Here is a 26,616-nt window from a genome sequence, read left to right as displayed (position 1 = left end):
AAGGTTTCGAGATCTGCGCGATGCGACCCGTCTCCGAAGAGACGGGCCATCTTGCCAGGACAACGTCGGCGACCGACCATCAGGTCACCACCTTCTGTCCTGCCAGTCGCAAATTCACTCCCGATTCCAGCCACGGTTATAAAGACAGCCTGACCAGTCAGAGTCCGCCGTAGGAACGATGGGCATGGTTTGCCGGCCAGACCATCAGCCGCGTTAATCCCACGAGTTGGAGAAAGCCGGAAGGCCCGGTTTGGAGAGTTCGCCATTGACCTTGCACCATTCGATGAACTCGTCGACGGTATCGAAACGTGCGACCGTGTCCTGTTCGTAACGGCCACGAACATACGGTACTCCGACGAACCGGTGCTTGATGATAGACAACTGGCTTTCGTGCAGATACACGTCGACGAAACCGTGCTGCGGCGGTTCGGGAATGCCCGGACCACCGGCGTACCAGGTCGTCCCCGGCAAACTGTGGATGTTGTTGGGACTGCGGCAGTAGCCGTGCTTGCGCAGATCGGCGACTAGAACCGCCATGCGATCGCCCTGCGGTGGCGCGATTGTCGCAGCTGACTCGTTCATGTGGTCTTACTCCAATTTCTGCCCGAAGAGGGCGGTTTGAGAAACCGGAGGTGTGCGGGACACTCGGCATAGGTCAGGAAATCTATGCCCAATACCCGGCACGGCAGCGTTCGACGACGTTAGTCCGCAATTACGAGAGCATCGGCGTGAGGTCTGGCCAGCTTGCGCGAAATAGTGACGCGAAAGGGGAAAGCCTGTTGAACGCAGATATCCCGTCCAGCTTGCGCTGGCTGCGCGCTGAAGGTCCGCCGCGCCGAATCCGGGATAGATGAAGAGGGATGCCGCAGAGGCGGCCTGACGCCATTCTAGCGAGTTGCGCGTTTTTTGCCAAACATCGCTCACTGATCCGCGAGGAGCCCCGCTTTCTGTCGGTCGCAGCCATGGGATCGAACGAACGCTGCCATCGCATCGGATAGTGGTGCCTCAATGTCAAAGTCCCCAAAGCGATCCACCAGCGCTGGCCATCGAGCGCGAAGCACGCCCTTCCTGCGCGCAGCCGGTATTACCCAGATCCAGTTAAGCTCCCAGCGTTCTTCGCGTTTTACAAACGCGCCGGCGCCCACGACCGAGTGCGGAGGAAAATCCGGGCCGTCGTTGATAAACAGAAATCCGACCATCGCCGGTTCCTCTACCATCTTTCCCGGGCGAGGGTACTGAATGGAATCGAAGCGCATCTCTCGCTTGAATCGGATCGCCCGCTCATGGACCAGCTGATGCAACCAGCGGTCCGATGCCATGGGCACCAGCACGAGCGCCTGCGTCTCTCCGAGTCTGCCAGCCAAACGGGGATTCGCGACCGCATGAAGGACACGCACTTCCTTGCGATGGAAAAGCCGGTGAAAATGCGTGCTCTCCGCGTCGCCGGGCGTGTGCCTATAGCCGCAAACCGGACAGTCGACCGGCTGCGCGGGCGGACGCGCTCGGAAGCGGGCGCCCTTGACGGCGAACCTGCGAGCGCCGTCGGCGCCCGCTAGCGCCCATACCCGATAGCCCGTGCTGGTTTTGAACTCCCGCACGTCTTCGTCGCCTGCAGGCTCGCGATCACTCCAATAGGTCACTTCGGCCTTGTGGCGAACCCGCTCGTAGTGCAGCAGGTCCAGTTCCGCCGATGTCAGAAGCTTTTTCCCGGTGAGCGTGGGCAGCAGCGACGATACCATCCCCGATGGGTCGATTTCGAACCCTGTCGCCTCAAGGGCAACCAGCAGGGCACACACGTCTGGCGCCGATAGTGCCTCGTGACCGACAGACGTTCCGAAGCGAAGGCGCGGCCGGGAATAGACTGTCACAAACGGCCTTTCCAACGATTCGGCAAGATCTCGGACGTCGAGTCCCAGCAAGCGCGGATCCTGAAGCACAATAATGTCTTCGATCTCGTGTCGCATTGCCCACCCGGCCGCCACGACCTTCAGCTCGAGTTCGCGCGCGCGGGCCGCGTAGCGGCGGGGAGCGGGTTCGGCCAGAATTGCTTCCCAAAGCGGATCGAGGGTGCGCAGGTTCAATTTCGGCATGGCTTATAAGAGAGCGGCGGTTTCAGGACCATCATTATGACTGGAGCGCAAACTGATCTTCGTCGCCCGGTCCGATATGAAACGCGACGGGTGGATCGCTCATCGAACCGATGATGAACTCATGCGCGTCAGGCACATACGGGCCGATCTGGGAAGGAGGCACGCAGGAACACGAAAACCGCCCCCCACTTAGTAGCGTGGCAACGACCGATCCTGACTCGTTTCAACGGTTACCCTGCCATCTTCCCCGCGATGGTAAATTGCTGAACTCACTCGCGCTTCCGCCATCATTCCCAATTCGTGCCTTTACTGCGCGCCTCATTCATTCAGTCATGCCACTTACGCCCCCGCAGATCGAGATCTTCCGCACCGCCATCGACGACTACGCTTTCCCGCCAGCGTATTTCGATTTCAAGGAGAACAAGCCGGTTAAGGATTTAACAATGGTTGAGGTGGAGGCGCAAATCCGTAGAGATTTGCTAAGCCACGGTGAGGTGAAGGACGGCCTGTCCAATATCGTCCGGTGGGGCTTTGCGCAGAGGATGGGACGGGCAGAATTTCGCGTCGCGCGATTTCGTTCGTCGGTCACCGCGCATCAACTGGAAGCCGCCTGGCGTTTATTCTCAAGCAACTCCCGGCCAGCGCTTTTAGACATTAAGCAGTTGGGGCTGCCCGAGTTTTCCGGCGTCTCGTTTGTCAGCAAAGTGCGGATGTTTCTCGACCCTGAAAAGTCGGCGACGCTCGATCTGCAGATCATGAAAACAACGGAGCATCGGGCGTCATCTGTTCTATCCACAGTCAAGGCGTACTCGAACCGGATACCTGTGACCAAGACGAATTCGGACGCTTATGAAGCGTGGTGCGCCCGGCTAGCAAGTATCCGGGACCGCTACCTAAATGGTCTGCGAGTCGTGGACATTGAGCGCGGCTTGTTTCATCTCATCCAGACCGGTCGAACGAAGGCGGCAGCAGACATTCTTGCCGACGCTTGAGGTTCGAAAAGACACCTTTCCCACGAGGAGGGTGCCTCTATTCGTACCCGCTGGCACGCCCGAAACCAAGCGCGGCCCGCCGGCTATAGTCCGCGTTTTTGATCTTGATCCAGTTGAGTGAGCGTCCGCGCGTATATTTTGAGGCTTTTCGCTTTGCCACCATCCCCTCGAAGTCGTAGATCTTGACCTGATCGAACACGAGCTCGCCGACACCCTCAACGTCGGTGACATACACAAGCATCGGCGTGTCATCGAATGCATCCCGCAGGTGAGCCTTCCTCTCGGTAAGCGGCAGTCCGCGCAGATCTCGCTTGCCGGAGCGAATCGCGTCAAAGACGAAGATTCGCGAGGGATGCCGCCGCGCGGCGGAGGGGATGTTCCGTGCGGATGTCGTGACGGAACGCGTTAAAAGCTGGCTGAAGGGCGTTGTCCCCCGAGCGTCGCCGATCGCCAGTTCGCTGTCCCATACGAAATCGCCAGGGACAGCCGCCACGGCCTCTACGATCTCAGGGAATGAACGGTTGAAAGGTTTGCCTTGTCGACTGGTTAGCGATACCTGGTCGCCCAACTTTTCTACGAGACAACGAAACCCGTCGAGCTTCCACTCGAACAACCAGTCCGCGTCAGAAAACGGGCGTCTGCGCAGCGTAGGGTGCATCAGGTCAGTCGGATCGAACAGCCGCTCACGCTCCATGCAAGTCCTCCTCTCGCGGTGATACGCGCCGCGACGCTCTCACATGGTAGCGTGCGCCATGCCCGATGTGTCCGGATGCGGCGTCGAGCAGTCGCGCTCGCATCTGACGGGCGCCGTTAAGCCTCCTCGTCAGCAGGCGACGTCGTTGCCGTTGCCGGCCGCAATTCATTTGCGGCCACTGCGGCAGCCGCTTTCTGCGCTCTCCGTTGTGCTTTAGCAATGGCCTTTTGACGACCCTCAAGCGCTCCAATTGCCCATTCTTCGAGGGTTCGGCCGCCAGGCCGCGCATCAACCATCCGGGCGGTTTCGAGGAACAGCCCGGGAAATTGGCGGTTGTACGCTTCGATCAGCGCAAAGTCAGTTCGCGTTGTCTCGTGGGGCGCGGGCTCGTCGACCAGTTTGAGAGAATCGACGGTGACGCCGAGCGCCTTAGCGACGCCATAGAAACCGAGCGAATTGCGACGTCGTGCGTCCACCAGCGACTTTTTGACGCCCCGAGCCTCCGCTTCTGATGCGAAGTGTCGCGCCATTTCCAGAGCGTGTGCCTGGGATATCGCCAGCCTGGAGGTTGCGTTTGTCGTGCGGAGCGCCGTCCCCGCGAGGATCGAGTAGATGCGCTCGAGTTGCTGGTCGAGCGTAAGCGACATGAGGCGGCCGCTGTAAGCGGCGACGTCCGTCAGGCCAACCCAGCCGGCGCCGTCCCATCGCGCCGTCGTTTCGTCGCCATTTGACAGACGCACGGCATATTCGCCGCGCTCTTTCGGCGGCGCGTCCATACTGAAACTGTGATTCGCGTCGAATCTCATCCCGATCCCCGATTGAGTGCCGCTCAAGCCGAGCGGAAGCGTCAGAGATCATACGCGCGCGATGGGTCGGCGTCACTTTGGGATGACGTGAGCAAGCCGTACGCCGCCGCGACGAAAGCCCCGCCAGCGCGACGGGCGGGGATTCACGCTCAGCCAGCGAGGGGTGGGCGGCTCTTCAAGACCGCCTTATCGTCGATTGCAGACTCAGGCCACAGAAAAATCCACGCGTCGTTACGCAGCGGCATCGGAATAATGTTCATTCCGCTCGTGAAGAAGTAGACTACCCCGGCGAGCGCGACACCGCCCGCTATCCAGACGGCTCCCGGTACTGCAGACCAGACAGTCAGGCAGGTCATCGCAAACGCGATATCCCACACCGGCCCGGCCGCGGCGATGCATCGCGCTTGCCAACGAGCAAGCGCTGAGAACGCCGCATCGTCGAAACTGACGCCAAGCACCGACAGAAACCAGACACGGGACACATGTCGTCGCGGGAAGAACCGAATGGACCCGCGCAGTCCGAATGCTCGGGCCGTCGTCCAGTGGGCGAGTTCGTGCCCCAGGATTGCGCCGTAGCAAATCGGGATGGCGAGCAGTGCGCTGAGAATGCTATAGCCAGGGGACATCGACCATGCATGGGACCAGGCCGCATTGATGAGATTGACGATTGACATTGAAGATTCCTTGCGCAGTAAGTTCTGGATAGAGCCGCTTTGAAATATTGTTGCCGCGAGCTGACCGTTAAGCGTGAGGCCCGCAATACTTCCCATAGCGGCGAACGGTTAATGTAACAAGACCATCAGCCTTTGCAAATTTCTGGCGAATTCCGCAGGTCCAAAAAAAATAGCCCGACCGCTCCGGAACAGGAGCGATCGGGCCATGCATTTCATGTTTAGACTGCGATATCAGTTCAAGCCGAATTTCGCAGTGAGCGTCTCACCGACGATTTGCTCCAGAACTTGAGCAACGCTTGCGCGAATTGCAGGATCTTGCGGCACCCCATGCTTGTCCATCACCGCCTGCCAGTGCAACGATCGGCGAAGTTTGACCTTCGCTTCCTCGACGCGCGAGCGAAGATCAGGCGAAAGATCGTAATAAAGCTGCGCGGAGTCGTCTTCGAAAATGAAGATGGATCCTCCCTTACGTTGTCGCTCATTTTCCTTGAGCCGTTCGTTGCCTTCGCTCGCCGACATGACCGCATGTTTTACGACCCCGTTGTCTTCGAACACGAGGATTGCGCTGGCGACGCGTACAGGCGCGTCGTTCTGGATCAGGTGCTGGTTCATAGAAAACTCCTCACTCGTGCCATGCAATGGCGTTGGAAAAGGAGAAAAGACATAGTCCGCTGAGCGCTGGTTGACAGCGGCCAGGGGATTATGAGGCGGTGGATCGCTGCGCGCTCCCCGGTAGGGAAGCGCGCAGCGGAGATTTCCGGATTGAAAGCAACCGAGTTCGGCGCGGACGGCAGCAGACTTATTCTTCTGCCACCCAGACGCGTTGGCCATGCCCGGTCCAACCGTAAGACATGACCCGGTGACCATCTGCGGGACGTTCCACACGCCCCGGGTACGTCTGTTCACCAAGCGATGCCGCGAAAATCGCCGCAGCCGCGTGCATGGAGGAAGCTCCGATGCGTCGCTCCAGATGCACGCTGTGGTTTTTGCCCGTGTAAGCAGACACGCGATAAAGACTGTGCGGCATGCTTGGCTGGCTACCTGCCACCGGCGGGTTCTTAAGGCTTTCCGGAACGCGATCGTCGATATTCCAGCCGTACTGGCCTGCAATTTCGACTGCATACTGCAACGCAAGCGCGTGGGTGCCGAAATCACCGATGCACGATACGCCGCGTTCGTCCTGAAACGGCTTCAACCGCGCATAGCACGAAAAGAAGTGCGGACTCACGTTATCGACCGTGCACACGCGTTCCGATACATCGGACTCGCGCGACACGCGCACGCCTTGGATCTCCACCGTACAGAAAAGCGCTGCGCGCTCGCCGATGACCTCATGACCGAAGCGATCGTTGAGCTCTGCCGGTATGCCAATCAGCGCGTCGGCGGCCGCGTCCGTAATTTCACGGACATGCGGGTGAAATACAAGCCCGATCTCGCTCACCGCTTCATTGCTGTCTTTCATGTCAACTCCGTTTGTTTTGCCCGAGGGGGGCGTTAGAAGCCGCGCAGCCGTACAGCGATGCTTAGCGAAGACCTGAGTCTTCGCTGATCATGCTGGAAGTGGTTGAAGGCGGGAGGCTGTCCGCGGCCCGTGAGGGCACGCGGTTTAACCTGGCGTTCTATTCCCGATTACGAAATGCAGGCACCGCCTCCCGTCGACGCGTAGCGTCTGTGGATGCAGCTGCTTCGATCGCGGCAGCCAGTGCGGCCTTGTCATAGCCGGCCTCGTGCATTACGTTGCGGAGGACCTTCTTCGCGTCAGCCCCGATGCCTTCCGCGAGGAGCGCCTTCGCGTATTCCTTGCCGAACGGCTCGGCTACTTCGTAGACGAATACCCCCGGATGCTCACCTGCGTCAGAGAAGGGTTGGGCGACGCGATCGACAAACAGAGCCTGTTCGCAAAGCACCTCGACGAATCCGCACTGACCGTTAAATTCGTTGAGTGCAATATTTTCGCCGCGCGAACGCAAGACAGCGTGCGCTCCGATGGCCATGTAGGCTATGGTCGACGGCACGGGGACAGTGATGCGGGTTGACGGGACATTCGCTGGTTGCGTGTTCATGCTTTTTCTCCTTGTTGCCGCGATGGCTGTTGAAAGGAGTACGAGCAGGTCTCGCTCTGGTCAATCCAGATTGGACTCAACAGAACGGACACGCTGCGGGAGCGGGAAATTGCCAGGGGAGGGCCGGAGTGTCGACAAGAAAAAAACGAACCTTACGGGGACGGGATGCCTGCCCGTCCATAAGGACAGGCAGGCTTACTGCTTTTACGAGGTGAGGACGCTCACGTTGTGCATATCCACGTGCCCGAAATCGTCGTAAAGACGGCGGTCGCGCGCGGGATAAATCGGCTCGTCCCACACAATTGCTGCGCTGTTATCGCTCCAGAGAGAAAGAACTCGGCCCTTGTGCCATTCGGGCGGATGAGCCTGAACGTCTTGCACAACGACGCGTGTTCCAACCTTGATGCCACGCAGTTCTTGCACTTTAACGACGGCTTGCTGGTTCATATCAATTTCTCCTTGGGTGCCTGGAAGGCAGGGTAAAGGAGCACCGGGTACAACTCCAGTCTGGTGAGCGACCCACTCTCATCGGACCGTGCTGGCCATCCGGCTTGATATGTCGTGCCGAGTTCATGTCGTCGGCGTTACGCCGACACTGCTGGTAATGCCGTTTGAACGGCTGAGGCATTCTACCTGACCTGCCGCAAAGAGTGGAAGGCCCCGTCAGTGCCCAAGGCATCGACGGGGAGATTCCAATTTCCGCGGTTTAGACCTGCCAACTCACTACCCGGCGGATTGCACTGCGACTATGTTGTTGCCGAAGTGCACCCGAGATCCGCCCTCCCATACTTCCACAGGCAGGAGCCCGATCGCCGGCGTGGCCGCCGCATCGACAACCGTGCGGCGCTCGATCTTACCTGCGTCCTTACCAGACATGTACGCGACGCCGTACTGCCCAGTCGAGAGCCGCGCGATGCACTTTGCCGAACCGTGTGTCTGAACAAGCGAGAGCGCATCGGCCTGCTCCTGCGTCACATAGAACGTGTGCTGGGAACGCGGCTGCTGACCGACCTCGTCGCGACCATGTTCCGGCCGATAGGCCTTATTTCGGCTCGTCGTGTCATCTTCGTGAACGGTGTAGATCGATCCTTTCGAAGTTGTGAAGGCCGTAACGCGCAGCGTTCGCGATCCAACCAGCGCGCCGCGCGATTCTGACGTCATATTGCTGTTGTTCATAATCCAACCCTCCTGCCAGACGAACTGGCTACGCGAAAGGGTTCAAAGCGCTTCGGTGAGCAATCGCTCACCAGAACGTTCTGGCAATTTCCGCAGCGGCGCCCGGCTCCCCTATATCGGGGAGCCGGGTTCGTCCGTGCGTCAATGCCCGGACTGAGTTTGCCGCACCGTCTTTTCTGCTTGATAGGCGCGGATTACGTCGCCGTACTTCAGCGGAAGGTTGGTCTCGGCGTTAATCACGCTGTGCCAACCCCTGATTCGCTTCCCGAGTTCCTGTGCCGTTAGCGTGCGACGGCGGTTGGTCGAGACGTAGACGCCTTCGCGATCGCCCGACGTCACGTAGATGTACGGTGGTTCGTGCCCCGCGCGCGACATCTCCACGTACTTCTGGAAGGTTGGATGGCGCCGGATTCCCGCTTCATGTTCCGCCGTAACAAGCAATGCGGAGTCGAATTCGTCGAGGAAGCTGACATACGACTCTTCAACTTCGGAGTTGAACGACGCGATCTTTGCCGCGCCGAGTTCGTGACGCTGGAACTCCGCCGGCACCATCTGGTTGGGCGGGATCCTGTCGCCTTCGCGATCGCGATCGCGCAGTTGCTCGATCTCCAGCGACACGAGATCACGCACTGCCGCGAGCGGTATGCCGAATCGCTTCGCAACCGCCGACACAATGATGTCGTCGCCGCGTGAAGAAACACACCGGGTTGCTTTGCGTGTACGCGACCAGATGATTCCTGCCCTGCCGCTCATATTTCGTTTCATGATTTCTCCTGTTCTGCCATCAGATGTGGCGTGTACGAAAAGGAGGCGCAGGCGCGCTTTGGTAAGCCGGGTAGAGGGCTTAACGGAGCGTGGTATTGATTCGACTTTATCGCCCGCGGCAACGGCAGCGCCGCGACAGGGAACTGTTCGGCCAACCGCAACGCCGTTGTTTCCGGGGCAGCCCCTAAAGTATCGGGAATCTCCCGCCGTTATCACCTGGCGGAACCCGGAATATCCCGGGCCCCCGGATGCCGACCTCTCAACCATGGCCGGCGTGATTCAAGGAGAATGGGTGTTCCATGCCAACGTTGTATGAATTGCAAGCCGAACTCGACACGGTCAACCTCAAGATCGAAGTGATCAAGGCTGGCGCACGCCGCCAGATGATTCGGGAAATCCGCGAGAAGATGAGTGAATTCGGGATTACGACGACCGCACTGCGCAAACGCTTAAACGAAGACCCGTTTCACGACCCCGGCCGCCACTGACGGTTTCGTGGGCAACGCCAGCCCTGGGCTGTCACTTTGCGCGGCGGGCGCACCCGTCGCGCGCAATCGTGTAACCGGTCGGATGGCCTACAGAATGGGTTTTCCTGGTCTGTTGTTTGCCAGCGTGTTGTACGCCTGATGCGACACGATCCTGAGTGGCCTGAGCGATTTGCTCTCTACCAGCAGCCTGTACTCAGTGCCGACAGGGATCGAAAAGACCTTCCCGTTCGTACACGATAGAATCTTGCCCTTCATGGCTAGCGGGTGCTCACCTGCTGCCAGACGTTCCAGCAGACCTGTCGCACGCAGCGATACCGAATTCAGATGGGCCACCGGACTCAGGTCGATCGCTGTCACTCTGCTTGTCGCTGCCCGGACCTCGCGTCTTTGCCGGTCCGCGTTGGCACGTGTTGCCTGTTCATTTGCGCAGCGATGGCAGTACTGCCCTTGGCCCTTATGACCGCAATCAAAAATTTTACGCATCGTCCCAGCCTCCTCATCAACCCCGCAGGGGCAAAGTGAGCGCCCGAAATCGGGCGCGACACGTCTCCGTCCTCTGGCGAGGTAAGGGAGGCGTGTCGCGCTCTTGGCTGTCGCCGCGCGGCTACTGGCTTACCGAGTTCATGGAGGTTGCGCGCCGAAGTCGTGAGACACGCAGCCTGCTGTAATCCAGCCCCCGGCGCGCGTCTTGCGACGGCACCGGGCGCTGACGATCGGGCTGCTGATGGGCTACCAGATCAACTGCAGGTTTTCGGATGGCGAAGGGGGAACACCAGCACACGGCCGTCCTCACAGAGGATGAAGTCGCCGGGCTCGCCCTTGGGTTGCGTGATAACGATCGACGGGCGCGTCGTCGGTGCCTGCGCGGGCTGTACTGCCGTGCAGCCCATCAGCGTCGCGCAAAGCACGAGCAGGAGCGTCGCAGACGCGAGCGCGTTCGTTTTGATTGTGCGTGCGGAATTTCGATGTTTCATTTGACAGACTCTCCAGAGTATTGCCGTCGTCGCCGGCGGGGTTAAGGAGATGAGCGGTGCTCGGATGAGAGATGAGGCTCATCGCAGCATCGCTGCAGGCTGTCTACCGCGACAACTCGAGCGGGACCGGTTGAGGGTGGTGGCTCCACATCCCGAGGGATGTGAAGCCACCTTTACCGTCGTCAGACGGCGCCTTCCTGTTTCACGAGATCTGCTTGTGCAAGCGAAGCGCAACTGCGAACGTGATGATGTCCGTCACGCAGCAGCGAGTTGCGCGCCACCGCGTCGCAGCGGGAAAACTGCTCCGACGCCACCTTGGCGCGTGCGCTCCAGTCCAGACCGATCAGATCGGCCGCACCGATCGACGCCTGGGCCGCGAGCACGGCGAGTTCAGCGTCACGTGTTGCGTAGAGCTGCTCGATCACCTTGCGCGGCATGCTGCCCTTGCTCGGATAGAGGTCCCGCAGTGCTTGCGACGACGGCGACGGCATTTTCGTGCCTTCGCGCAACGCTTGCGCGTAGCGGTTCAGCGCAAATATTGCGGCCTCCTCGAAGTGAACGCCCTGTATCGACTTACCCCAGACCACGATCGGGGTCGCCACACCGCCTTCGATGAAGGAGATACCCACGCCTTCGCGCGTTTCGGGATCGGCCCCAAGCACACAGTTCCGGATTACACCGCCGCCGACGAGTGGAACGACGCCCTCGATGTGTAGCCACTCCAGCAGATCCGCGCGCTTGTTCAGTGACATGGGTCCGCCGGTCGGCGCGAGGCGCTCCATTTCCTTCATACGCTCAACGAACCAGTCGGGCTGGGCTGCCTCGACACCGTCGACATTGAAATACGTCGGCGACGACGGTTGGACCGTATTTGCTTGTTGGTTCATGCTGACACTCCTTTTGTTGCCTGATCTCAGGCGATTGAAAAAGGAGAGATATGGCAATAGCGAAAAAGGCCTCGCGTCTACGCGAAACCGCTGGCGCTATCCCCATAAGAGAGATCTCAACGATGCTTGCTGGACGGGCAGAGAGTGCCCTAGACGCGCATACGCAAACAGTCTTGCGTACTGCGGTTTGACTTACTTGTAGCGGGGAACCCGCGAGCTGCTATGTGTGAGTAATGCCGACGAGCGGCCTGCGTATTCTATTGCAAATGCGCAAGACAGAGCAAGGGGTCTAGCGTGGCACCTCATTGGCTGGCTCGGCCAGAAAAGACGCCGCACACCGTCTTTCGACGGTGTGCGGACGCTCATACTGCTGGCTAAGTACGATCCGGGGTACCAATCAGCCTTAAAGCTGTTCAAGGACTACCGGCATCTTGCGAACCAGCGTCGTCGTAAGACTGTAGTACCCATTTTCCAGGCGAGGGGCATGCTCCTGAACCCAACGCATCGCAAGTGGAGAGGCAAACGCGCGCTCGATTTCACTCAAGCTCGCCGCACCAGCAGTTACGACGCTGAGATTGTGGTTCAAAACCAGGTGCTGCGGCGGCACGCGAACGGTTTTGGGCCCGGTCGCTATCCGCGGCACGAGCAGTGATTCCTGATCGAGGTTCAGCGAATGAAACGGTTCGGGAGGAACCCAGAGCTTCTTTTGCTTACCTCGCGCCGCCATCCTGTGCATGTTCCGTTGAAGATGGTCCATGATCTCCTTCGGGGGCTCTTCATCCGGCCGCGTGCGGATCGCCCAGCGCGTTGGCTGACCGAGCTTTCCGTCGCGTACGTCGTCCGTGTCCACCGCCGGTACCAGATACTCCGGAGGCAGATGCCTGGCTGTCTGAGCATCGACCACAAACACCCCCGCAGTCCCAAGCCAGGGCGCGATACGAACCGTTGCGACTTCATCGAGGGTGGGAAGGCCCGCGTAGATCGACGCATCCACGCCCGGATAGATAGGCTCACCTGATATCGCCTGCCCGCATTCTTTGCCCGCTGCCATTACGACAGAAACGGGGTGAATGCGCGGCGGAGATCCGGCGACCCTCCGTTTCGGACGGTAGAAGGCCGTGGCTGAATCGAGCCGCTCCAGATGCACAAGCGACAGACTTTCTCCCAATGCCGCACGGAGCCGCGAGGCATTGGCGTTCGCGAGCCACCTGTCGCTGGTTACGAAAGCGATGCGCCCACCAGGATGTACCGCGCGCGAGCACCGTTCCAGAAAGCTGTGCAGAAGATCTGCTTTCGCGTAGTCCGGCACGACGCTGCTGTAAAGGTCGCGCAGGTACTGGGGGACATTGACTAAGCGCAGATAGGGAGGATTTCCGGCGATCGTGTGAGCGTACGGACCTATGGGGCCGTCCGCCAGAAAATCGCGGTTGACGATCATGCGTTGGGCCGCGTCCGCTGCATCACTGGCCGAATAACCGTGTTGCATCAACACGGCCGACACCCGCGTCCTCGCATCGCTGCACGCTCCCGGATGGATCTCCCAGCCCTCGATGAGGCTGCAGACGTCGACATGCCTGACTCCCGACGCGAACAGACGCTCGATCGCTCGAACCAGGAACATTCCGTCGCCCGCGGACGGGTCGAGAAGCCGGTTCGTGCCATTTGGCCAGTCCAGTCGTTCCAGAAGCTGATCGACAACGTCGCTGGCCGTGTAAATGGCCGTGGCGAAATGCAACTTTTCGACGGCGTCAATGCGGATGCTTTCTTCGTCATCGTAAAACTGAAGCTGCGACTGCATGGCACCAGATACCACGGCAGGTGCGGCCGCTTCGGGAAAGATCACTGCAAGGTCGAGATCGCGATTCATGAAAGGTTCTCCAGTTGTGCCCAGTGGGGCGTAAAAAGCCGGAGAGCAGGGATTCGCTCGGCTGAGGTGAGCCTCAGCGAAGCGAACACATCGAATCTTGGAAAGGCAACGTTGCAACCGACGCATCTGAGAGGCAGGCGCTGCTTCTTACCGCTTCAGCGGTGCCTAAAAAAGGACGCGCGCAAACACTCTGATGAGTGCGCCTCATCACCGCGTTCGAGAAGGCAACGGCATCCCTGTGATGCAAACACCAGGGCCGGTGCACGGACGACTGCGGTTGATGCGCCGGCGAGCCGGACGCATCAGATTTTTCCGTCGGGCTGCCTAGTCGTTTTCGGGAACGTCGTAGTGGATACCGCGAACGCCGTAGCTCGACTTCATTTCTTCTTCGCTGACACCGCGACTCGCGAAATCGATGCAGCACTTGCCGAGTCCATAGCCCGTGTCGCGGTTCCACCACTGGCGGCCGAACGCTTCTCCGCTGCAACAGCAACAGACGAGACGTTTGATCGGACCGACGCTAGCTGTGGGATGTTCGTTCACAGGGGTGATTGCTGAATTCATGAGGCTCTCCAGAGTTATGCCTTGTACAGGCAGTAAGAATGGGAGAGGTCGCTCTTGCGGGTCGTGATCTGCCCGGGGCGAGGGTAGCTCGGGTAAGCGATGGCTTAGCCTAGCTATCTCAGGCGATGTCACTTCGGCGGTGTGTGGCAACGTCAGCAGTCGCATCTCAGTGCGAGATGCGCTGCTTTTCGTCGCGGTTACGTTGCTGCGGTGACGACCGTCATCAAGTCGTGCGTGATGGACAACAGGTGCTGGTAGAAAGTCGCGGCGTCCTTTACGACCCAGCGCGCTTCGTAATCCTGAATCGGCTCATACGCGTCGACCGCGAACAACGTCCCATCAGCGAGTCGCAGTTGCCATGTCCTGCCGCAGCATTCGATATCCGCTGGTGCTTCCCACCGGATCGACCCATCGACGCAGACCGTCACGTCGCTGATCGATTCGCTGTCGGCGAGCAGGATACCCTTCAGGATCTCGGTAGTCTCGCTGCCACACAGCATGTCGCTCAAGATATCGATGTTCCCGGCGGCTGCCACGCTCGGCTCGTGACCGTGATCGTCGGTATAGATATCGCCGCGCGAGGCCAGGCTGGCGATTGCCTTCGTGATCAGGATGCTCCGCAGGGTGGCTTCGGGACTGCTCGCGGCGGAAACGCCAGCGATGACCGCGTCCATCTGCTTCGCAAGCGGGCCATCCGTGCTGAACCACGCGCGCGCTTCTCGCAGCACGGCGAGAAGGTTCGGTACGCTCAGCGCGTTTGCGACCTGCTGCTCGGCTATGGCGCTATGGGAAATGGCCAGATTTTCATTCATGTCGTTCGCTCCGTGAATGCCTTAAAAAGGCGTTTGTGAATCGCAGAGCGGTGCGATGCTCGGGTGAAACTGATCGTCTCAACCGAATCCCGCGCGGGCGTCGCGAATCTCCCGTTGGGAGAATGCGCGACGATGTTTTTGCGATTCGCATGCTCTCCGAGCGTCAGGCCGGGGCGAGCGCTCCCGAGGGAGACGTTTCATCAGGAACCGGCGCTTATGCAAGCCGGGTTGGCTTGCGTAAGCGAGCGGAAGACGCGTCCCTTTGGGGGTACGCGCTTCCAGACAGGCTTATTGGGTATTGAGGATCGGATCTTTCTGCAGTGCCGATCTCGCCGTCGCGTCGAGGAACCAGTCCTGGGCGTTGTAAGCACCGGCCAGCGCTTCTTTCAGGCGTGAGATCGACCCGTTGATCTGCGAGATCGCATCGCCCGATGACGTGCAGCCCTGCTGCTCCGACAGATCCGTCATCAGGAACCTTAGCAGGCTGTCACCGCATTGTGCGAGCTGGGCGTCGAACTCCTCCTGCGTCGCACACCGCACAAGGTGGTTGAACTCGCCTCGGTCGTATGTTTCCAGAACGGCTATCTGGCTCGGGTTGAGCCACTCAGACGCGGCCACGCGGCTGCGCGCGGGAGGCTGAGTATGAGAAGGCTTGCTTTTCGTGGTATTCATGAAGTCGCTCCTGATTGCCTGTGGAAGGCGTTAAAAGGAGGACGAGCGATGCGCTCGGCTGACATCGCCGGTTCAGCGGAACGCACTGGGTAGGGCACAACTGCCCGACAAGGCGGTTGTCGCGATTGTTTTGGCTGCCGATCGAACGGCACGCCCTAATTCTAGCGGGCAACGGGGCCGCGGGGCAACCACAAAACTGCGAGCAGTCGTCACCACCCGGAATCGACGTGATCCCGGAACCACTTCGGATATTGTGTACGCGCTGCAACGTCACAAGCGCTCTGTGCGCTAGCGGCGTCCTCGAGCGCGAGACGATCAGCAGCGTGTTCCCTCATATACTGCTGGCCGACCGCAACGCAGCGGGCGTGGTCCCGCGCGAGCTGGGCGCGCATGCTTTCGCGTTCAAGGGGCGATGGCGTCGTAGTCACAGTCCGTCCATAGAGAACGACGGCCGCGACAGCGCAGACGAGCAGCGCGCCGCCAAGTATCCGTGCGACGGACATTCGCCACCGTAAAGTCGCGGGCTCGTCTGCTTTCACTGCCGGCGGCGGCACGCTGGATGTCGAGGACTGGTCATTCGCCTCGCGGCCTGTGCCAGCGAGCCTGTCGTCAAGCCCGTGGGCGTATTCGAGAACCTGCTCAAACCGGCGCGGCTCCTTGTTGAGACGCCAGATCGGCCCCCGTCGACCACGATAGAGCGCCTCGACGCGCGTCCCGTCGGTCAACTCAACGGGGCGGCAGGAATTGAAGCTGCCGGGTGTTGGCTTCATTGCCTGCCGGTGCTTCTTCCATATCCGGTTCACGTTTTCGCCAGCGTTCATCATTGTCCGTTTCGGTCCCAGTACGGTTGCATTCTGTCGCGGCATAGCTGCGGCAGGATAGTGTAACAACGGCTCCGAACGTTAGATGTGCCCCACGTAACCGCCGGCGCGCAAGAAACCGTGCAGCCGCCCCGTGAGGGCGGCCGCTGGGCGGATTACGTCTTGAGTGCCAGGTACGAGTCAACCACTTCGGCCACTTCGTCCTGGAACATCGACCACTTCAGGCAAAAGGTGCCAACGACGAGTTCTCGCAACACGGCCGCGCTTAAGCCGGGCGACACCGCACGAAGGCGGGCGAACTCGGCTGCAATTTCGGCGTGGTCCGGATTTTCGGCTACTGCTTGCTGATCGACATTGCTGTTCATAATTTGCTCCTGGTACCGCTCTAGCGGTTGTAGAAAAGGAGCGAGCGAAAGCGCTCTGGTGAGCAAGTCTCACCGCAGCGCTCGACGTGTGTCGCGACCGATGACGCGTCAAGACGGTGGAAAGTTGCGAATGCGGAGCGAATGCGCATGCAGACCCGCGCCACCGCAAAGGTGGCACGGATTGCTGCAATCAAGCGTTTTCGACAGTCGGCGACACGCTGGCGGCGTCGGCCGTAGCCATCCGGCGACTGATTTCATCGAGCATGGCCTCGCGGATACGCGTATACCGCACCGGATCGACGGCGGGGTTCGGCAACGTGATTTCCAGATACGCACTGTGCGAGTTCGCCGGAGAAGTGGTCACCTCGTAGGCGTTTCGCGGCACGTAGTTCATGTCCGCATCGGACGCATCGTCATAGGCGACGATGCCGGTTCCGGTTCGCACGCGGGCCTGATCGTCGACACAGAATGAAAACGTGCCTTCGTCCCAGTTCTCCACCTCAGCAACGAATTCGTCCGTCAGAAAAATCGTCTCGACGATATCGCCGAACTCGAGCACCGAAGGGTGCCGCAGGTCAGGATCAGGTCGCATGTCGACGACCTTGGCGGTATCGCACATTTTCTGGATCAGTTGCGCGAGAGCAGCCTCGATCGCTGTTGGGTCCGAGTCCGGTACCGTCAACGAATCGACGAACTGGGAGTCGTTCAGGATACCGCCGAGCACGATGCCCACCTTTCCCGCGAAATAGATCGATTCCTTGAGGAGCGAGGCTTCGATCCAGGCGGTGCGGCCATTGAAATACTGCGCGAACAGCGTCGGCTCGAGCTCGGTCCACACGCCCGGGAGCGTAATCCTCCCGTCAACCGTCGTGGTGTGCTGCTTAAGCGTCGAGGGCGCGACGGTCATGCTTGCGGGTAGTGCGTTGCTGGATTGCTGGTTCATGGTTTGAAATCCTCCTCTGGTAGATGCCGGAAATGCGGCGGGGTAACTCCAGAGCGCGATGCGTTCGGGTCAGGCAAGTGACTGAGCGGAAAGCACCACAGCGTGTGATATTTGATCGATGAGGCTGCGCGCCCGTTGCCGCAGGCACCGCTCCCCAAAGGGGCGCGGTGCTGCGCGACTTACGTCAGGCGGGTTCGAGTAAGGCCTGAGCCTGCACTTCGAATGCCGCCAGTATCTGCGAGAGGACTTCGTCCGTGCTCCGGTGGAGACGGTCGGAGATAACCTCGTGACAGGTTTTTTCCGTCTTCAACGTGAACTGCGAATACGGCCGCAGCAGATCGAGCGTTCTTTGCGTAGGCGGCGAGCCACATTGATACCAGACGTTAACGCCTGCTCGCCGGAAACACAGAGAACTGCCTATGACGGTGTATTCGAAGCCGTTTGCCATGAGCGCGTCTCGCAACACGCGGTAGCGCGGAGAGAACATTGCCTGAACTTCGGCCGTCCACTCGTATTCCGCACTCCGGTCGCGTCGCGGGTGCTCGATACCGTAGCCCACGTGGATCGATGACCAGATACGCCGCGACAGAAGGGCGTCCAGCGCCGAGATCCAGATCAGCACACGCGGCAGGCAGCTGCGCATACTGTCGAGATGCTCCTCGTTGCCGAAGAACGACTCGTCGTGCCCGACGCCGCGAAACTGCTGCTGATTGGACAGATCGATGGTTCGGTCCTTCAGAACGTTGAACTGGTGCTCGTGCGCGCCCTCGATCCGCCCACCGAATGCGATCTTGAAAAAGAGGCTGGCAAATTTGCATGCCCCCGCCAGATCAGCCGGCGGTGCCTCATCACGCTCGAAAGCTCGCTTGCGCCAGCCGTCGAAGAGGACGTGCCGCGCGATCGCGATCTGCTCGTTCGTGGCCGCAAACAGACCCACGGTCTCGGATGTCATCCACTGCAGGGAAATTTCGTCTTCGCGAAACAGTGCTTCGCGTGAACTGCGATTGCTATTCATGAATGGCTACTCCAGGTTGTGTGCCCAAGAGAGGGCGTCGCAAAACCGAAGCAGGGTGAGCACCGCTCTGCTGAAGGCGAAACCTTCAGCACAACGGGTTCGTCACGATCGCGGACGGGGCGGGACAGGTCGGCTTTCCGCAGCGGAAAGCACGACCAGCCTCACATTTACTGTATTGCATCAGTGGCCGACGTAGCCCACCAGCCAGCGGTCCATCAGGATCCGATAGTAGTAGCTGCGCTCACCGACGCCGGCGGCGCACAGTTCGTGAAACTCATCCCACTCTGCCGACTGCTCCTCGGCGGACAGTGCGTCCCACTCCTCCTGTGTGCCCTCCTGACTTTCATGGAAATCAGTGAGATCGCGATCACGACGTCCGCATTCCCACCGGTCTGCGAGGGAAGTGCCAACGAACAGGGGAGGCAGCGCTTCCCCGGCGTCCGCCTGATAGCCGAGTTGTTCAGCTGCATGTTCCCAGTGTGAGATGGGATCAATCCCAACCGAATTGAACGACTCGAAATCCTCGACCCCCAGTAGCGAAGCCAATGCGAAGCCGCACCGAATATCGAGCGGCGACTCGCAAAACGGAAAGGCGTCAAGACGAAGTCCGTGAAATGTTGAAGCTTGCTGGTTCATGAATGCCCCTTCTATGCCGGTGACCGGCGCACGAAAAGGACGGAGCGCAGAAGCGCTCGGTTAAGACCTGGGTCTCAACGGAGCGCTCGAGAGGGCGGCGCTGATGACCAGAAAACGCCGTGCGGCCTCCGAGGAGGACCGCACGGGCGCCGCGTCCACGCCTTGAACCTACCCGCGCCGGCGGGGCGTCCACTGCTTCGTGACGGCGCCTTCCGCGTTCAGGATCGCGTACGAGCGAAATTGCTGCCCGGGAAATGCCAGCTCGAGCAGGTCGTCCTGCTTTTCAACGAGATGGTCGACGTCGCAGGCGTTCTCGGTCATCGGTGAGCCGTCAGCGTGTCGCTCGTACCGCACGACGGTGCCGGGGTGGTCCGGGTGGACACCGAGGTAGCAGCCGTTGATTTCGTCCAGCACCAGCGAGGCGCCGTCGAAGACGATGCCCACGCACGAGGTGACATATTTCACGAGTTCATCCTGTTCGAACCGGTATGCAGTCAGGACATCGTGGAAGCCCTTGTGCGTGACGGTCATCATCTCGCAACTGTCCGGTGCGATCTGCTTCATGATGACAAAGCGTTGTTCGTCCAACGCGCAGACGAAAATTTCACCGATTGCCCAGACGCGATTACCGCGAACTGTTTCGACGAGCGCTTCGAGACTCGGGTAAAAGAAGACCTTTTCGACGTTGCACGACTCGTCGTGGGCGGCCAGAACCTGCTTGACCTTCTCGCGGCTCAGGAAACTGCTTTCTTTGTCCATGGTTTTGCTTCCGGATGTAGTGCCCGGTCGGGCGTTAGTAAGCCGGGAAGGTCAGAAAGAGACGCTTCGATAAGAAGAGGTTCTCAGCGAAAAGTCCTGTCACCTTTGCGGCGACACTGCGCGGCGGCCTCCCGGGGGAGAACCGCGCGCTGTATCAGAACCGGTTAGCTTGAGGCCTGCGATGTACCGATGGAGTTGAACCAGCGCTCACGCTCGGGAATGTAATCGCGGTAGACGAGCACGGCGCTACCCACACCCTTCGCGTATGCCGTGACCCCGACGGTGGAATCGTGGTAACTCGCCAGCACGCACCAACCCTGGCTGTCGAAGTCGTCCTGCCGATCCGCGATGAGACGCTCGCGCGTTCCGCCAGGCCGGTTCAGACGCTCTGGTCGGTAGTACGCGTCCATTGCCTGGTCGATCGACGTGCAACTAGCCAGCAGAAAAAACTTCGGCCAGAAGGGCTCTCCCGTATTGCGTGTCGCGAGATTGGTGCCATACCGAGCGCCAACTTGCCGCGCTGGCGGTGCCGCGCCAACGTCGATGGGAGTCGAGCACTCCTCGTCGGTGAACACGACGGCAGCGTCAGCCACGATATGGCCGCCGCCGGCGAAACCTGGCACAAAGAGCTGAACGGTGCGCCACGGTTGGCCATCGTAATTGAATTTCCAGTCGCCCAGCTCTTTGACCGCGCACTCCATCGGCATACGAATGCCGTTGAAGCTGATCGCCGTCGTCCAGGCACGCGCAGACGGTTGTGATGCGCACAGCGCTGCTCCTGCTGCGACCGAGGTAAGGCGGGTTTGATGGTTGCGATTCATGGATATCCCCTTCACGATTGCCGAAATGGCGTTTAAGAAAGAGGAGAGGTGAGACGCACTCTGCTGAGTGGCGACTTAGCAGAAGGCTCTCGACGGCGTTGTAACCGCAGCGGTAGACGGCGGGAAACCGTGTGCGGCGGCACCGCGCACATTGCGGAAATCAGACAAGGACGAAGCGGGGAGGGTGGACAGCCCCCATCTCGCGATGAGGGGCTGTCGTTTTCAGAGTTCTGATGAGACTTAGAACCGCGATTGCACGAGACGACCGCTACCGAGCACCAGAACTTTCATACCCGGAAGGATTGCATTGCCTTGTTCCATCGGCTGCGCAACAGAGATGATCTGTCCGTTGTCGAGACGGACGATCGCCTGCACGCCGCGCGACGAACTTGCAACGTTGGCCAGCGCCGCAGTACCGGTGGCGACGAGGCCGCCGACTGCGAGTTGCGTGGTCCAGCTGCTCTTGTGGAAGATCTGGCTAACCAGAAGGGAAACGGGAGCGCCAGCGATAACGCCCTGCAAGCCCGAACCCGGCTGTGCATCGATCTTCACTTCACGTGTCTGAATGACCACGCCATGCTGCACATTCTGCGACTGGTACTGCTGCGAGCGTTCGAACGACGGTGCGTCGACCATGCCCATACCAGCGATGTTGCCTGCGCAACCCGTGAGGCTGCTGACGAGAACGAGAACGGCTGCGATGATGATTGCACGCATGATTGCTCCTATGCCCGATGGGGGCGTTTCAAATTGATGAATGAACACTTCGGTGCCGAGACGGCGGGGAAAGCGGTACTGGCAGCTGGATTGGTCCAGGTGCAAGCCGCTTCAGGTCGAGTGGTCAAGGGAGCGGATGTGCAAACGCAGGCGTGCAAAGCCGATCATCTCCAGTGTGCCGGAGTGAGGTCGCGTGCTCGATGGATTGCTTGCTTGATTAAGATGAAGTGGTTGGCGGACGCAGTGCGCCAATGCGGCAGCACGCGGAGAAACCCGCACAAACACTATTCAATTGATGGGACTCGGCATATTCGAGTCCTCGGCGTAATGCCACAGAGGTGGCCAGTCGCAAGATTACGCTACTTCGAGACGTGCATGCAAGGTGCTCGGGTAAATTTCCCTGGCCCACGATCGAATATGTGACCCGCGAGTGTCATCTGACACTCGCGGGCCTGATTGCGGGTTAAAAACTGGGTATTTTCGATACGATCATGCCCACGACTGCAGCGATTACGAGTAACGCCAGCGTGACGTTCGACGCCCGACCGGCGAACCGGACGATCCGCGAGAGCCCCGTGTGAGACGTCGATGCATCGGCGCGGCCGTAACGCCGGGCCAGCATGCTGTCGAGCTCACGCACGACGAACCCTGCGCTGTCCCGAAACGATTCGATCTGCCTTTGTGACATGGTGAAAGTCGGTTCATGCACAGCCTGATTGCGGATTGAAGCGACTTTCCTCGCAGCCCTCGATACATCCCAATCGAGGTCCGCGCCAGCGCAAGTGACGAGTTCGTGGATTCCGCGGCCGGTATAACCCAGGCTGCGAAGCATCGACTCGACTTCTTTCGCTTTTGGGAGGACCACGTCATACATCGACGGCATATTGCGCTGACCTGCGACGGTCGAAAAAAGACCTGAATTGCGATTCATAGAGAGGCTCCAGTTGGATGCCTGAAGAGGCAAGGTAAATCTGGAGCGGCCAGACAGCCGTTCTGGTGAGAGTAGATCTCATCACAAGGGCCAGCAGATTTTCGTTATCGCGCAGCGCGCCCAGCGATTGCGACCAACGCCCAAAGGCGATTCGCGGGCGAAGGCGCACCGCCCCGAAGGGCAGCGCGTGTTGTCTAGCTAACGCCAGCGGGACGGCCCGGCGCGGGTGCTCCGTGTCAAGCGTTGGGGCCTGCCTCGGCAAGTTTCACCATGTCGGACGCGAACGACTGCAAGGCAGTCATGCATTGCGGGTCACGTCGCGCAATTTCCGAAAGATTAAACGGCCCTGCGGCGACCGTCAGTTCAGACGGCTTTGCCGCACGGGCAAACCGCGACTTGATCACCCGGTCAGACGGTTCATTTTCCTGATAGAACAGTACCGGAATAGTGCCCGGGTCACTCTCGTGTTCCACGGCCGCGATCCATAAAGACTTCGCAGCATTTGCTTTTTTCATGAAAGACTCCTTCTGTTTGCCGGTAGACGGCGTGAAAGAAGGGTCGAGCGGACGACGCTCGGCTAAACCCAACCGGATTGAGCCCAGCGTGCCCGAAAGCGTAAGTCATTTCCGTAATGCCGATCAAAACGGCGCGAGGTGATTGTATAGACACACCGACCAGCGGTGCAAGCAAAGCCATGCCGCAGGAAGCAGCCCGCCGCGCCCACGGGGACGTTCGGCGGGTTGTATCGCGGTTCTCGCTGTATCGGGCTAGTGGTAACTGAAATGCCCAGCGTTACCCTCAACCTCCCACGCGAAACGCAGGTTTCGCGCGGCGTTGACCAGTTCGATCCGGACCGCTTCACGCCCCATGATTTCCAACTCGTCGATTGCAACCTCGAGGCCGTCGAGGTTCGTGTAGGTCGTCTGTTCGCATCCTGCCGGCTGCCGCCACGTCGCGATAACCGTGACCTTCGTCGAACAGTCTCGATGTCTCGCCGCGCCGAATAAGCTGCGCACGTCACCGATAGCCTGATCAAGAAGGTGGAACAGGAGATGGTGCGCCATGCTTCCGTCGATTGCCTTCGAGGCTTCAACGGCCTGAGTGCAAGCCGAATGCTCGTTGTGTGCGACGACGTCGGTCGTAGTGTTCATATGGACTCCGGTTAGTGCCGTTGATAGGCGTTGAAAACCGGTGGAGCTGCTTACGAGACCGTCAATAAATCGGTCTCGAAAGTGGCCACAGCCATCGGAGATAAGCCTGATGAGGCACTGCCCCCGAGAGGGCAGTGCCAGCCAGACTTGAGCGTGCGAACGGCTTACCGCGGCGCGAGGCCGAGTTCGTCGATCCTCACTTGCCAGTACTTTGCGCTTTCATCTGCGTTCGGCGTTCCATACACCTTCGCAGATTCTCGCCGTAGCCGGTACACGTGATAGGCAGTGAGAGCGGTGGCGACGTCGAAGTGGTTCATGTTGCCAGTGCGCTCGAGTTGATCGTAGAGCGCCTCGATAGCACCGTGCACCTGAGCGAGCGCCTGGCGTCGAGCGATCTCTGCAAGCAGATCGTCGGTGGACACTTGCTGGATATCGATGCTGGCCGGCGTCGTTGTGCCGGTTGGCTGCGCACCGCTTTTCGGGCCATGGTCGATGCTGGACTCAATCGACTCACCGATCACCAGATAGTCGAGATCGGCCTGTTGCTGAAGCGCCGCAACGAAAGCCGCGTCCATTTCCGCGTCGGTTGCCGCTGCTGGCGCCTTGAACTGGACGTCGATCCGGGCGCCCTTGAAGCTGACGTATCCGGCAAAGTACGCGACGTTCTCAACACCGACACCTGCTTCGTTTTGTTGCGCGGCGGATTTGCTATTCATGAATCTCTCCTTTTTTGCCCCTTGAGGCGTTATCGAAAGGGAGAGGTGCCAATATCTGGTAAGCGCTCCTGGAACGCTGGCCAGAGACGACGGAAGTTGCGACGCGACCTCTGCAGACGGGTGCTGGTGCTATGTGAGGCTTTTCGAGGGCATACCGATCGAACGGTAGCGGCCATAATAACAATTCCACCCAGGCGAATGCAATGTTCCGCTCTTCTCCGCGCCCGGAGAGGGGCGCGGAGAGTCGGGCTAAATTTGGGCTTTCCAGTTGAACCGCTCGACGACAGGGCCGAGGACAACTTTCCAGTGCCCGCCGTACGCGTCTATTACGCAGCGTGGACGGTACCGCGCCGGCCGAACGCAAAGCGGTGGTTTTGCACCCCATCTACCTGTGCTACCGTGCCGTCTGGATTAAAGCGGACACAAAGAATCACCTCATCCGGGTCATCCCCCCGTTCGGCATCGGCCCACTCGACCCGCACAAATGTTTTGAAGAGATAGGGGTCGCTGACATCCCACATCTCATCCCACCCGCGATGTGTGAGGGTCGCACCGTCCGGGAACACGTATGCCTCGAACTCGGCCACGGCGAGCGCGACCCTCGCGTTGAGCTCTCCGCAATTCAGGGTCTCTCGCTTGCGAGTTCGACCCTCGATTTTCTCCCAGGCGTTCAGGGTATCGAAAGAGACTGAATGCCAGACGACTTGCCCCCCGCGCCCTTGCTTGACGAAATGGAAAGCATCGGCGCTGGGACGGGCAATGTAGGGTTCACCGTGTCCCGGGATGATCCGCTGTGCTTCACCGAGATTATGAAAAATCATCCGGTACTGGTTTGCTGCCTCAAACGAGTTGATTGCCTTTTGCGAGCAAAAGAAACGCTCCACCAGTTCACGCGCTGCTTCGCTGTCTGGTGCCAGGACCGAAACCCAGCCGCGGCCGGTTGTGAGAACGCTAGCGTCGCTCTCCATTACCGGTGCGCAGCAATACGAGAAAGCAAGAGCGAAAGCACGTAAGACTCCCGGTGCTGGCGTTGCGCCTAAATCTGCGCTTTCATTCAGTTGCGTATTCATTGATTCTCTCCCTGTCATGCCCAGCAAGGGCGTAGATGAAGCGGAGAGTGGGACACACTCAGGCGAGCGCGCGCTACACGCTGGCCTGAAGGTGCGCTTCTGAAACGGCCGCCGGGCTCCGTGGGGAGCGTCCGGCGGGCGTGAGTTACAGATTGACGACTACTTGCTCAGGGACAAACACGCAGGCTTCGGCTAGACGACAGGCAACTCTTGGGTCGGCATGTCGACCTCGAGATGTCGACCGTCCCAGTCGGCGCCATCCCACCATACCGCACGGTGATTGGCGCAGCAGCGGACCATCCGGACGGTAGCCCCTTGATCCGTTGACTGCGGCAACACCGCTACCGCAGCCTGCTCGCAGAACTCGCAGAGGTGAGGGCGCCGGCTCGCGAACGTCTCAGGGGAAACCGTCAACCTGGTCCCCACCGGATACCCAACCACGTCGATGTCTTCGTATCCCACGGCGACGCAGTCCGGCGTTTCCCGCTCGACAGACTCCACCACTGCATACTCGAAATCGGCAGAACTATGCCCCTTGAGGAACGGGCACGACTTCAGGTCGACTCGATCACCGACTCGTAGGGTCTCAACAGCCAACTCTGAAGGTATTGGAGCCTGCTTCCGGTCATCGCGGCGATATCGATATCCCGTATCGGCCGCGATCTTGCGAAGTTTCTCGTCCATTCCCGCGTGAAGGGACGGTTCAAAAAAGCCGAGGTTGAAACCTTCCAGCTCCTTCTCTCCACGATCGCTGCGAAAGCAGGCCACCAGTCGACGGGTTCCCACTGCCTCGACATACCCCGTCTCTCGATTAACCCGCAGACTCGGCATCTTGGCTACGACCTCGCCCGAGGAGAAAATCGCCTTGCAGTCGGCGCGAGCCAACACAGCCTCACGACTTGCACGCTCCGAGTCCGCTTCGATCGTTACGTCGCAGACTTCATTCGATTTGGTCTGGTAGGAGACAAAGTAACGGGTCGATCGTGCCTGTGGGACGTTCCGTGCATTGATGGCTTGCTGATTCATGTGGGTGCTCTCCTTGTTGTGCCCATTGAACGGGCGTTGGCAAAACCGGAGAGTTGACAGCCTCGGGACAGCGCTCGAAGTAGCGCTGGCCGGAAGGTGCCACGAGCTCAAGGCGGGCTAG

The 26,616-nt window shown here is 59.8% G+C and carries 35 protein-coding genes; 2 read left to right on the top strand and 33 right to left on the bottom strand.

Translation table 11 applies throughout. The features are described from left to right. Positions 1-213: 213 nt before the first annotated feature. The 3 genes from SB822_RS00795 to SB822_RS00785 form a co-directional block, all read right to left on the bottom strand. The gene (locus SB822_RS00795) at positions 214-582 is read right to left on the bottom strand and encodes a hypothetical protein (protein ID WP_410853708.1); all 369 of its coding nucleotides are present in this window, start codon (positions 580-582) and stop codon (positions 214-216) included. Positions 583-920: 338 nt separating this feature from the next. Then, on the bottom strand, positions 921-2,081 hold the full coding sequence (locus tag SB822_RS00790; RefSeq protein ID WP_410853707.1) for a hypothetical protein: 1,161 nt from the start codon (positions 2,079-2,081) through the stop codon (positions 921-923). A 43-nt stretch (positions 2,082-2,124) separates the two neighbouring features. Beyond that, positions 2,125-2,253, bottom strand: a complete 129-nt coding sequence (locus SB822_RS00785; protein WP_410853706.1) for a hypothetical protein — start codon at positions 2,251-2,253, stop codon at positions 2,125-2,127. 34 nt (positions 2,254-2,287) lie between these two features. Here SB822_RS00785 and SB822_RS00780 point away from each other — a divergent pair, with 34 nt between their 5' ends. After that, positions 2,288-3,082: a hypothetical protein gene (locus SB822_RS00780; RefSeq protein ID WP_410853705.1), complete on the top strand. Its 795-nt coding sequence runs from the start codon at positions 2,288-2,290 to the stop codon at positions 3,080-3,082. Between the two features lie 37 nt (positions 3,083-3,119). Here SB822_RS00780 and SB822_RS00775 read toward each other — a convergent pair whose 3' ends face one another. The 9 genes from SB822_RS00775 to SB822_RS00735 form a co-directional block, all read right to left on the bottom strand. Then, on the bottom strand, positions 3,120-3,776 hold the full coding sequence (locus SB822_RS00775) for a DNA ligase (protein ID WP_410853704.1): 657 nt from the start codon (positions 3,774-3,776) through the stop codon (positions 3,120-3,122). Positions 3,777-3,892: 116 nt separating this feature from the next. Continuing rightward, positions 3,893-4,552, bottom strand: a complete 660-nt coding sequence (locus SB822_RS00770; protein ID WP_410853703.1) for a hypothetical protein — start codon at positions 4,550-4,552, stop codon at positions 3,893-3,895. A 179-nt stretch (positions 4,553-4,731) separates the two neighbouring features. Then, on the bottom strand, positions 4,732-5,256 hold the full coding sequence (locus SB822_RS00765) for a site-2 protease family protein (protein WP_410853702.1): 525 nt from the start codon (positions 5,254-5,256) through the stop codon (positions 4,732-4,734). Positions 5,257-5,487: 231 nt separating this feature from the next. After that, entirely contained in the window at positions 5,488-5,868 is a 381-nt protein-coding gene (locus tag SB822_RS00760) for a hypothetical protein (RefSeq protein ID WP_410853701.1), read from the bottom strand. Positions 5,869-6,055: 187 nt separating this feature from the next. Then, positions 6,056-6,697 carry a hypothetical protein gene (locus SB822_RS00755; protein ID WP_410853700.1) on the bottom strand — a complete coding sequence of 214 codons (642 nt, stop codon included), beginning with the start codon at positions 6,695-6,697 and terminating at the stop codon, positions 6,056-6,058. Between the two features lie 178 nt (positions 6,698-6,875). Next, complete coding sequence (locus SB822_RS00750) at positions 6,876-7,319, bottom strand: hypothetical protein (protein ID WP_410853699.1); 444 nt, start codon at positions 7,317-7,319, stop codon at positions 6,876-6,878. A gap of 204 nt (positions 7,320-7,523) precedes the next feature. Next, the gene (locus SB822_RS00745) at positions 7,524-7,766 is read right to left on the bottom strand and encodes a hypothetical protein (protein WP_410853698.1); all 243 of its coding nucleotides are present in this window, start codon (positions 7,764-7,766) and stop codon (positions 7,524-7,526) included. A gap of 276 nt (positions 7,767-8,042) precedes the next feature. After that, on the bottom strand, positions 8,043-8,495 hold the full coding sequence (locus SB822_RS00740; RefSeq protein ID WP_410853697.1) for a hypothetical protein: 453 nt from the start codon (positions 8,493-8,495) through the stop codon (positions 8,043-8,045). Between the two features lie 141 nt (positions 8,496-8,636). Then, a complete protein-coding gene (locus SB822_RS00735; protein WP_410853696.1) occupies positions 8,637-9,260 on the bottom strand; it encodes a hypothetical protein in 624 nt (207 codons plus the stop codon). Positions 9,261-9,577: 317 nt separating this feature from the next. Between SB822_RS00735 and SB822_RS00730 the strand changes: the two genes are divergently transcribed. Then, positions 9,578-9,748 carry a hypothetical protein gene (locus SB822_RS00730; RefSeq protein ID WP_410853695.1) on the top strand — a complete coding sequence of 57 codons (171 nt, stop codon included), beginning with the start codon at positions 9,578-9,580 and terminating at the stop codon, positions 9,746-9,748. An 87-nt stretch (positions 9,749-9,835) separates the two neighbouring features. Here SB822_RS00730 and SB822_RS00725 read toward each other — a convergent pair whose 3' ends face one another. The 21 genes from SB822_RS00725 to SB822_RS00625 form a co-directional block, all read right to left on the bottom strand. Beyond that, positions 9,836-10,231, bottom strand: coding sequence for a hypothetical protein (locus SB822_RS00725; RefSeq protein ID WP_410853694.1), 396 nt, complete (start codon positions 10,229-10,231; stop codon positions 9,836-9,838). Between the two features lie 254 nt (positions 10,232-10,485). Then, a complete protein-coding gene (locus SB822_RS00720; RefSeq protein ID WP_410853693.1) occupies positions 10,486-10,722 on the bottom strand; it encodes a hypothetical protein in 237 nt (78 codons plus the stop codon). Between the two features lie 182 nt (positions 10,723-10,904). Beyond that, entirely contained in the window at positions 10,905-11,609 is a 705-nt protein-coding gene (locus SB822_RS00715) for a hypothetical protein (protein WP_410853692.1), read from the bottom strand. 403 nt (positions 11,610-12,012) lie between these two features. After that, on the bottom strand, positions 12,013-13,476 hold the full coding sequence (locus SB822_RS00710) for an Eco57I restriction-modification methylase domain-containing protein (protein ID WP_410853691.1): 1,464 nt from the start codon (positions 13,474-13,476) through the stop codon (positions 12,013-12,015). A 324-nt stretch (positions 13,477-13,800) separates the two neighbouring features. Beyond that, on the bottom strand, positions 13,801-14,040 hold the full coding sequence (locus SB822_RS00705) for a hypothetical protein (protein WP_410853690.1): 240 nt from the start codon (positions 14,038-14,040) through the stop codon (positions 13,801-13,803). Between the two features lie 197 nt (positions 14,041-14,237). Further along, positions 14,238-14,852, bottom strand: coding sequence for a hypothetical protein (locus SB822_RS00700; protein WP_410853689.1), 615 nt, complete (start codon positions 14,850-14,852; stop codon positions 14,238-14,240). Positions 14,853-15,140: 288 nt separating this feature from the next. Continuing rightward, positions 15,141-15,524 (bottom strand): hypothetical protein, encoded by a 384-nt coding sequence (locus SB822_RS00695; RefSeq protein WP_410853688.1) that lies wholly within the window; start codon positions 15,522-15,524, stop codon positions 15,141-15,143. A 209-nt stretch (positions 15,525-15,733) separates the two neighbouring features. After that, positions 15,734-16,348 (bottom strand): hypothetical protein, encoded by a 615-nt coding sequence (locus SB822_RS00690; protein ID WP_410853687.1) that lies wholly within the window; start codon positions 16,346-16,348, stop codon positions 15,734-15,736. Positions 16,349-16,500: 152 nt separating this feature from the next. Beyond that, positions 16,501-16,710: a hypothetical protein gene (locus SB822_RS00685; protein WP_410853686.1), complete on the bottom strand. Its 210-nt coding sequence runs from the start codon at positions 16,708-16,710 to the stop codon at positions 16,501-16,503. 190 nt (positions 16,711-16,900) lie between these two features. After that, on the bottom strand, positions 16,901-17,653 hold the full coding sequence (locus tag SB822_RS00680; protein WP_410853685.1) for a hypothetical protein: 753 nt from the start codon (positions 17,651-17,653) through the stop codon (positions 16,901-16,903). Between the two features lie 184 nt (positions 17,654-17,837). Further along, the gene (locus tag SB822_RS00675) at positions 17,838-18,668 is read right to left on the bottom strand and encodes a hypothetical protein (protein ID WP_410853684.1); all 831 of its coding nucleotides are present in this window, start codon (positions 18,666-18,668) and stop codon (positions 17,838-17,840) included. Between the two features lie 180 nt (positions 18,669-18,848). Beyond that, entirely contained in the window at positions 18,849-19,304 is a 456-nt protein-coding gene (locus SB822_RS00670) for a hypothetical protein (protein WP_410853683.1), read from the bottom strand. A 168-nt stretch (positions 19,305-19,472) separates the two neighbouring features. After that, on the bottom strand, positions 19,473-20,063 hold the full coding sequence (locus SB822_RS00665) for a hypothetical protein (protein ID WP_410853682.1): 591 nt from the start codon (positions 20,061-20,063) through the stop codon (positions 19,473-19,475). A gap of 164 nt (positions 20,064-20,227) precedes the next feature. Continuing rightward, the gene (locus SB822_RS00660) at positions 20,228-20,884 is read right to left on the bottom strand and encodes a hypothetical protein (protein WP_410853681.1); all 657 of its coding nucleotides are present in this window, start codon (positions 20,882-20,884) and stop codon (positions 20,228-20,230) included. Between the two features lie 240 nt (positions 20,885-21,124). Then, entirely contained in the window at positions 21,125-21,601 is a 477-nt protein-coding gene (locus SB822_RS00655) for a hypothetical protein (RefSeq protein ID WP_410853680.1), read from the bottom strand. Positions 21,602-22,064: 463 nt separating this feature from the next. Further along, the gene (locus tag SB822_RS00650; RefSeq protein ID WP_410853679.1) at positions 22,065-22,532 is read right to left on the bottom strand and encodes a hypothetical protein; all 468 of its coding nucleotides are present in this window, start codon (positions 22,530-22,532) and stop codon (positions 22,065-22,067) included. Positions 22,533-22,768: 236 nt separating this feature from the next. Next, positions 22,769-23,047: a hypothetical protein gene (locus SB822_RS00645; protein WP_410853678.1), complete on the bottom strand. Its 279-nt coding sequence runs from the start codon at positions 23,045-23,047 to the stop codon at positions 22,769-22,771. 252 nt (positions 23,048-23,299) lie between these two features. Continuing rightward, complete coding sequence (locus SB822_RS00640) at positions 23,300-23,683, bottom strand: hypothetical protein (protein WP_410853677.1); 384 nt, start codon at positions 23,681-23,683, stop codon at positions 23,300-23,302. Positions 23,684-23,847: 164 nt separating this feature from the next. Further along, positions 23,848-24,399, bottom strand: coding sequence for a hypothetical protein (locus SB822_RS00635; protein WP_410853676.1), 552 nt, complete (start codon positions 24,397-24,399; stop codon positions 23,848-23,850). A 326-nt stretch (positions 24,400-24,725) separates the two neighbouring features. Further along, entirely contained in the window at positions 24,726-25,469 is a 744-nt protein-coding gene (locus SB822_RS00630) for a hypothetical protein (protein WP_410853675.1), read from the bottom strand. A gap of 192 nt (positions 25,470-25,661) precedes the next feature. Next, a complete protein-coding gene (locus SB822_RS00625; protein ID WP_410853674.1) occupies positions 25,662-26,495 on the bottom strand; it encodes a hypothetical protein in 834 nt (277 codons plus the stop codon). Positions 26,496-26,616: the final 121 nt, after the last annotated feature.

The organism is Paraburkholderia sp. SIMBA_054 (genome assembly GCF_046534875.1).
Lineage (GTDB): Bacteria > Pseudomonadota > Gammaproteobacteria > Burkholderiales > Burkholderiaceae > Paraburkholderia > Paraburkholderia hospita.
Note: the sequence above shows the minus strand (reverse complement) of the source record. Positions and strands in the feature narration are given on the sequence as shown.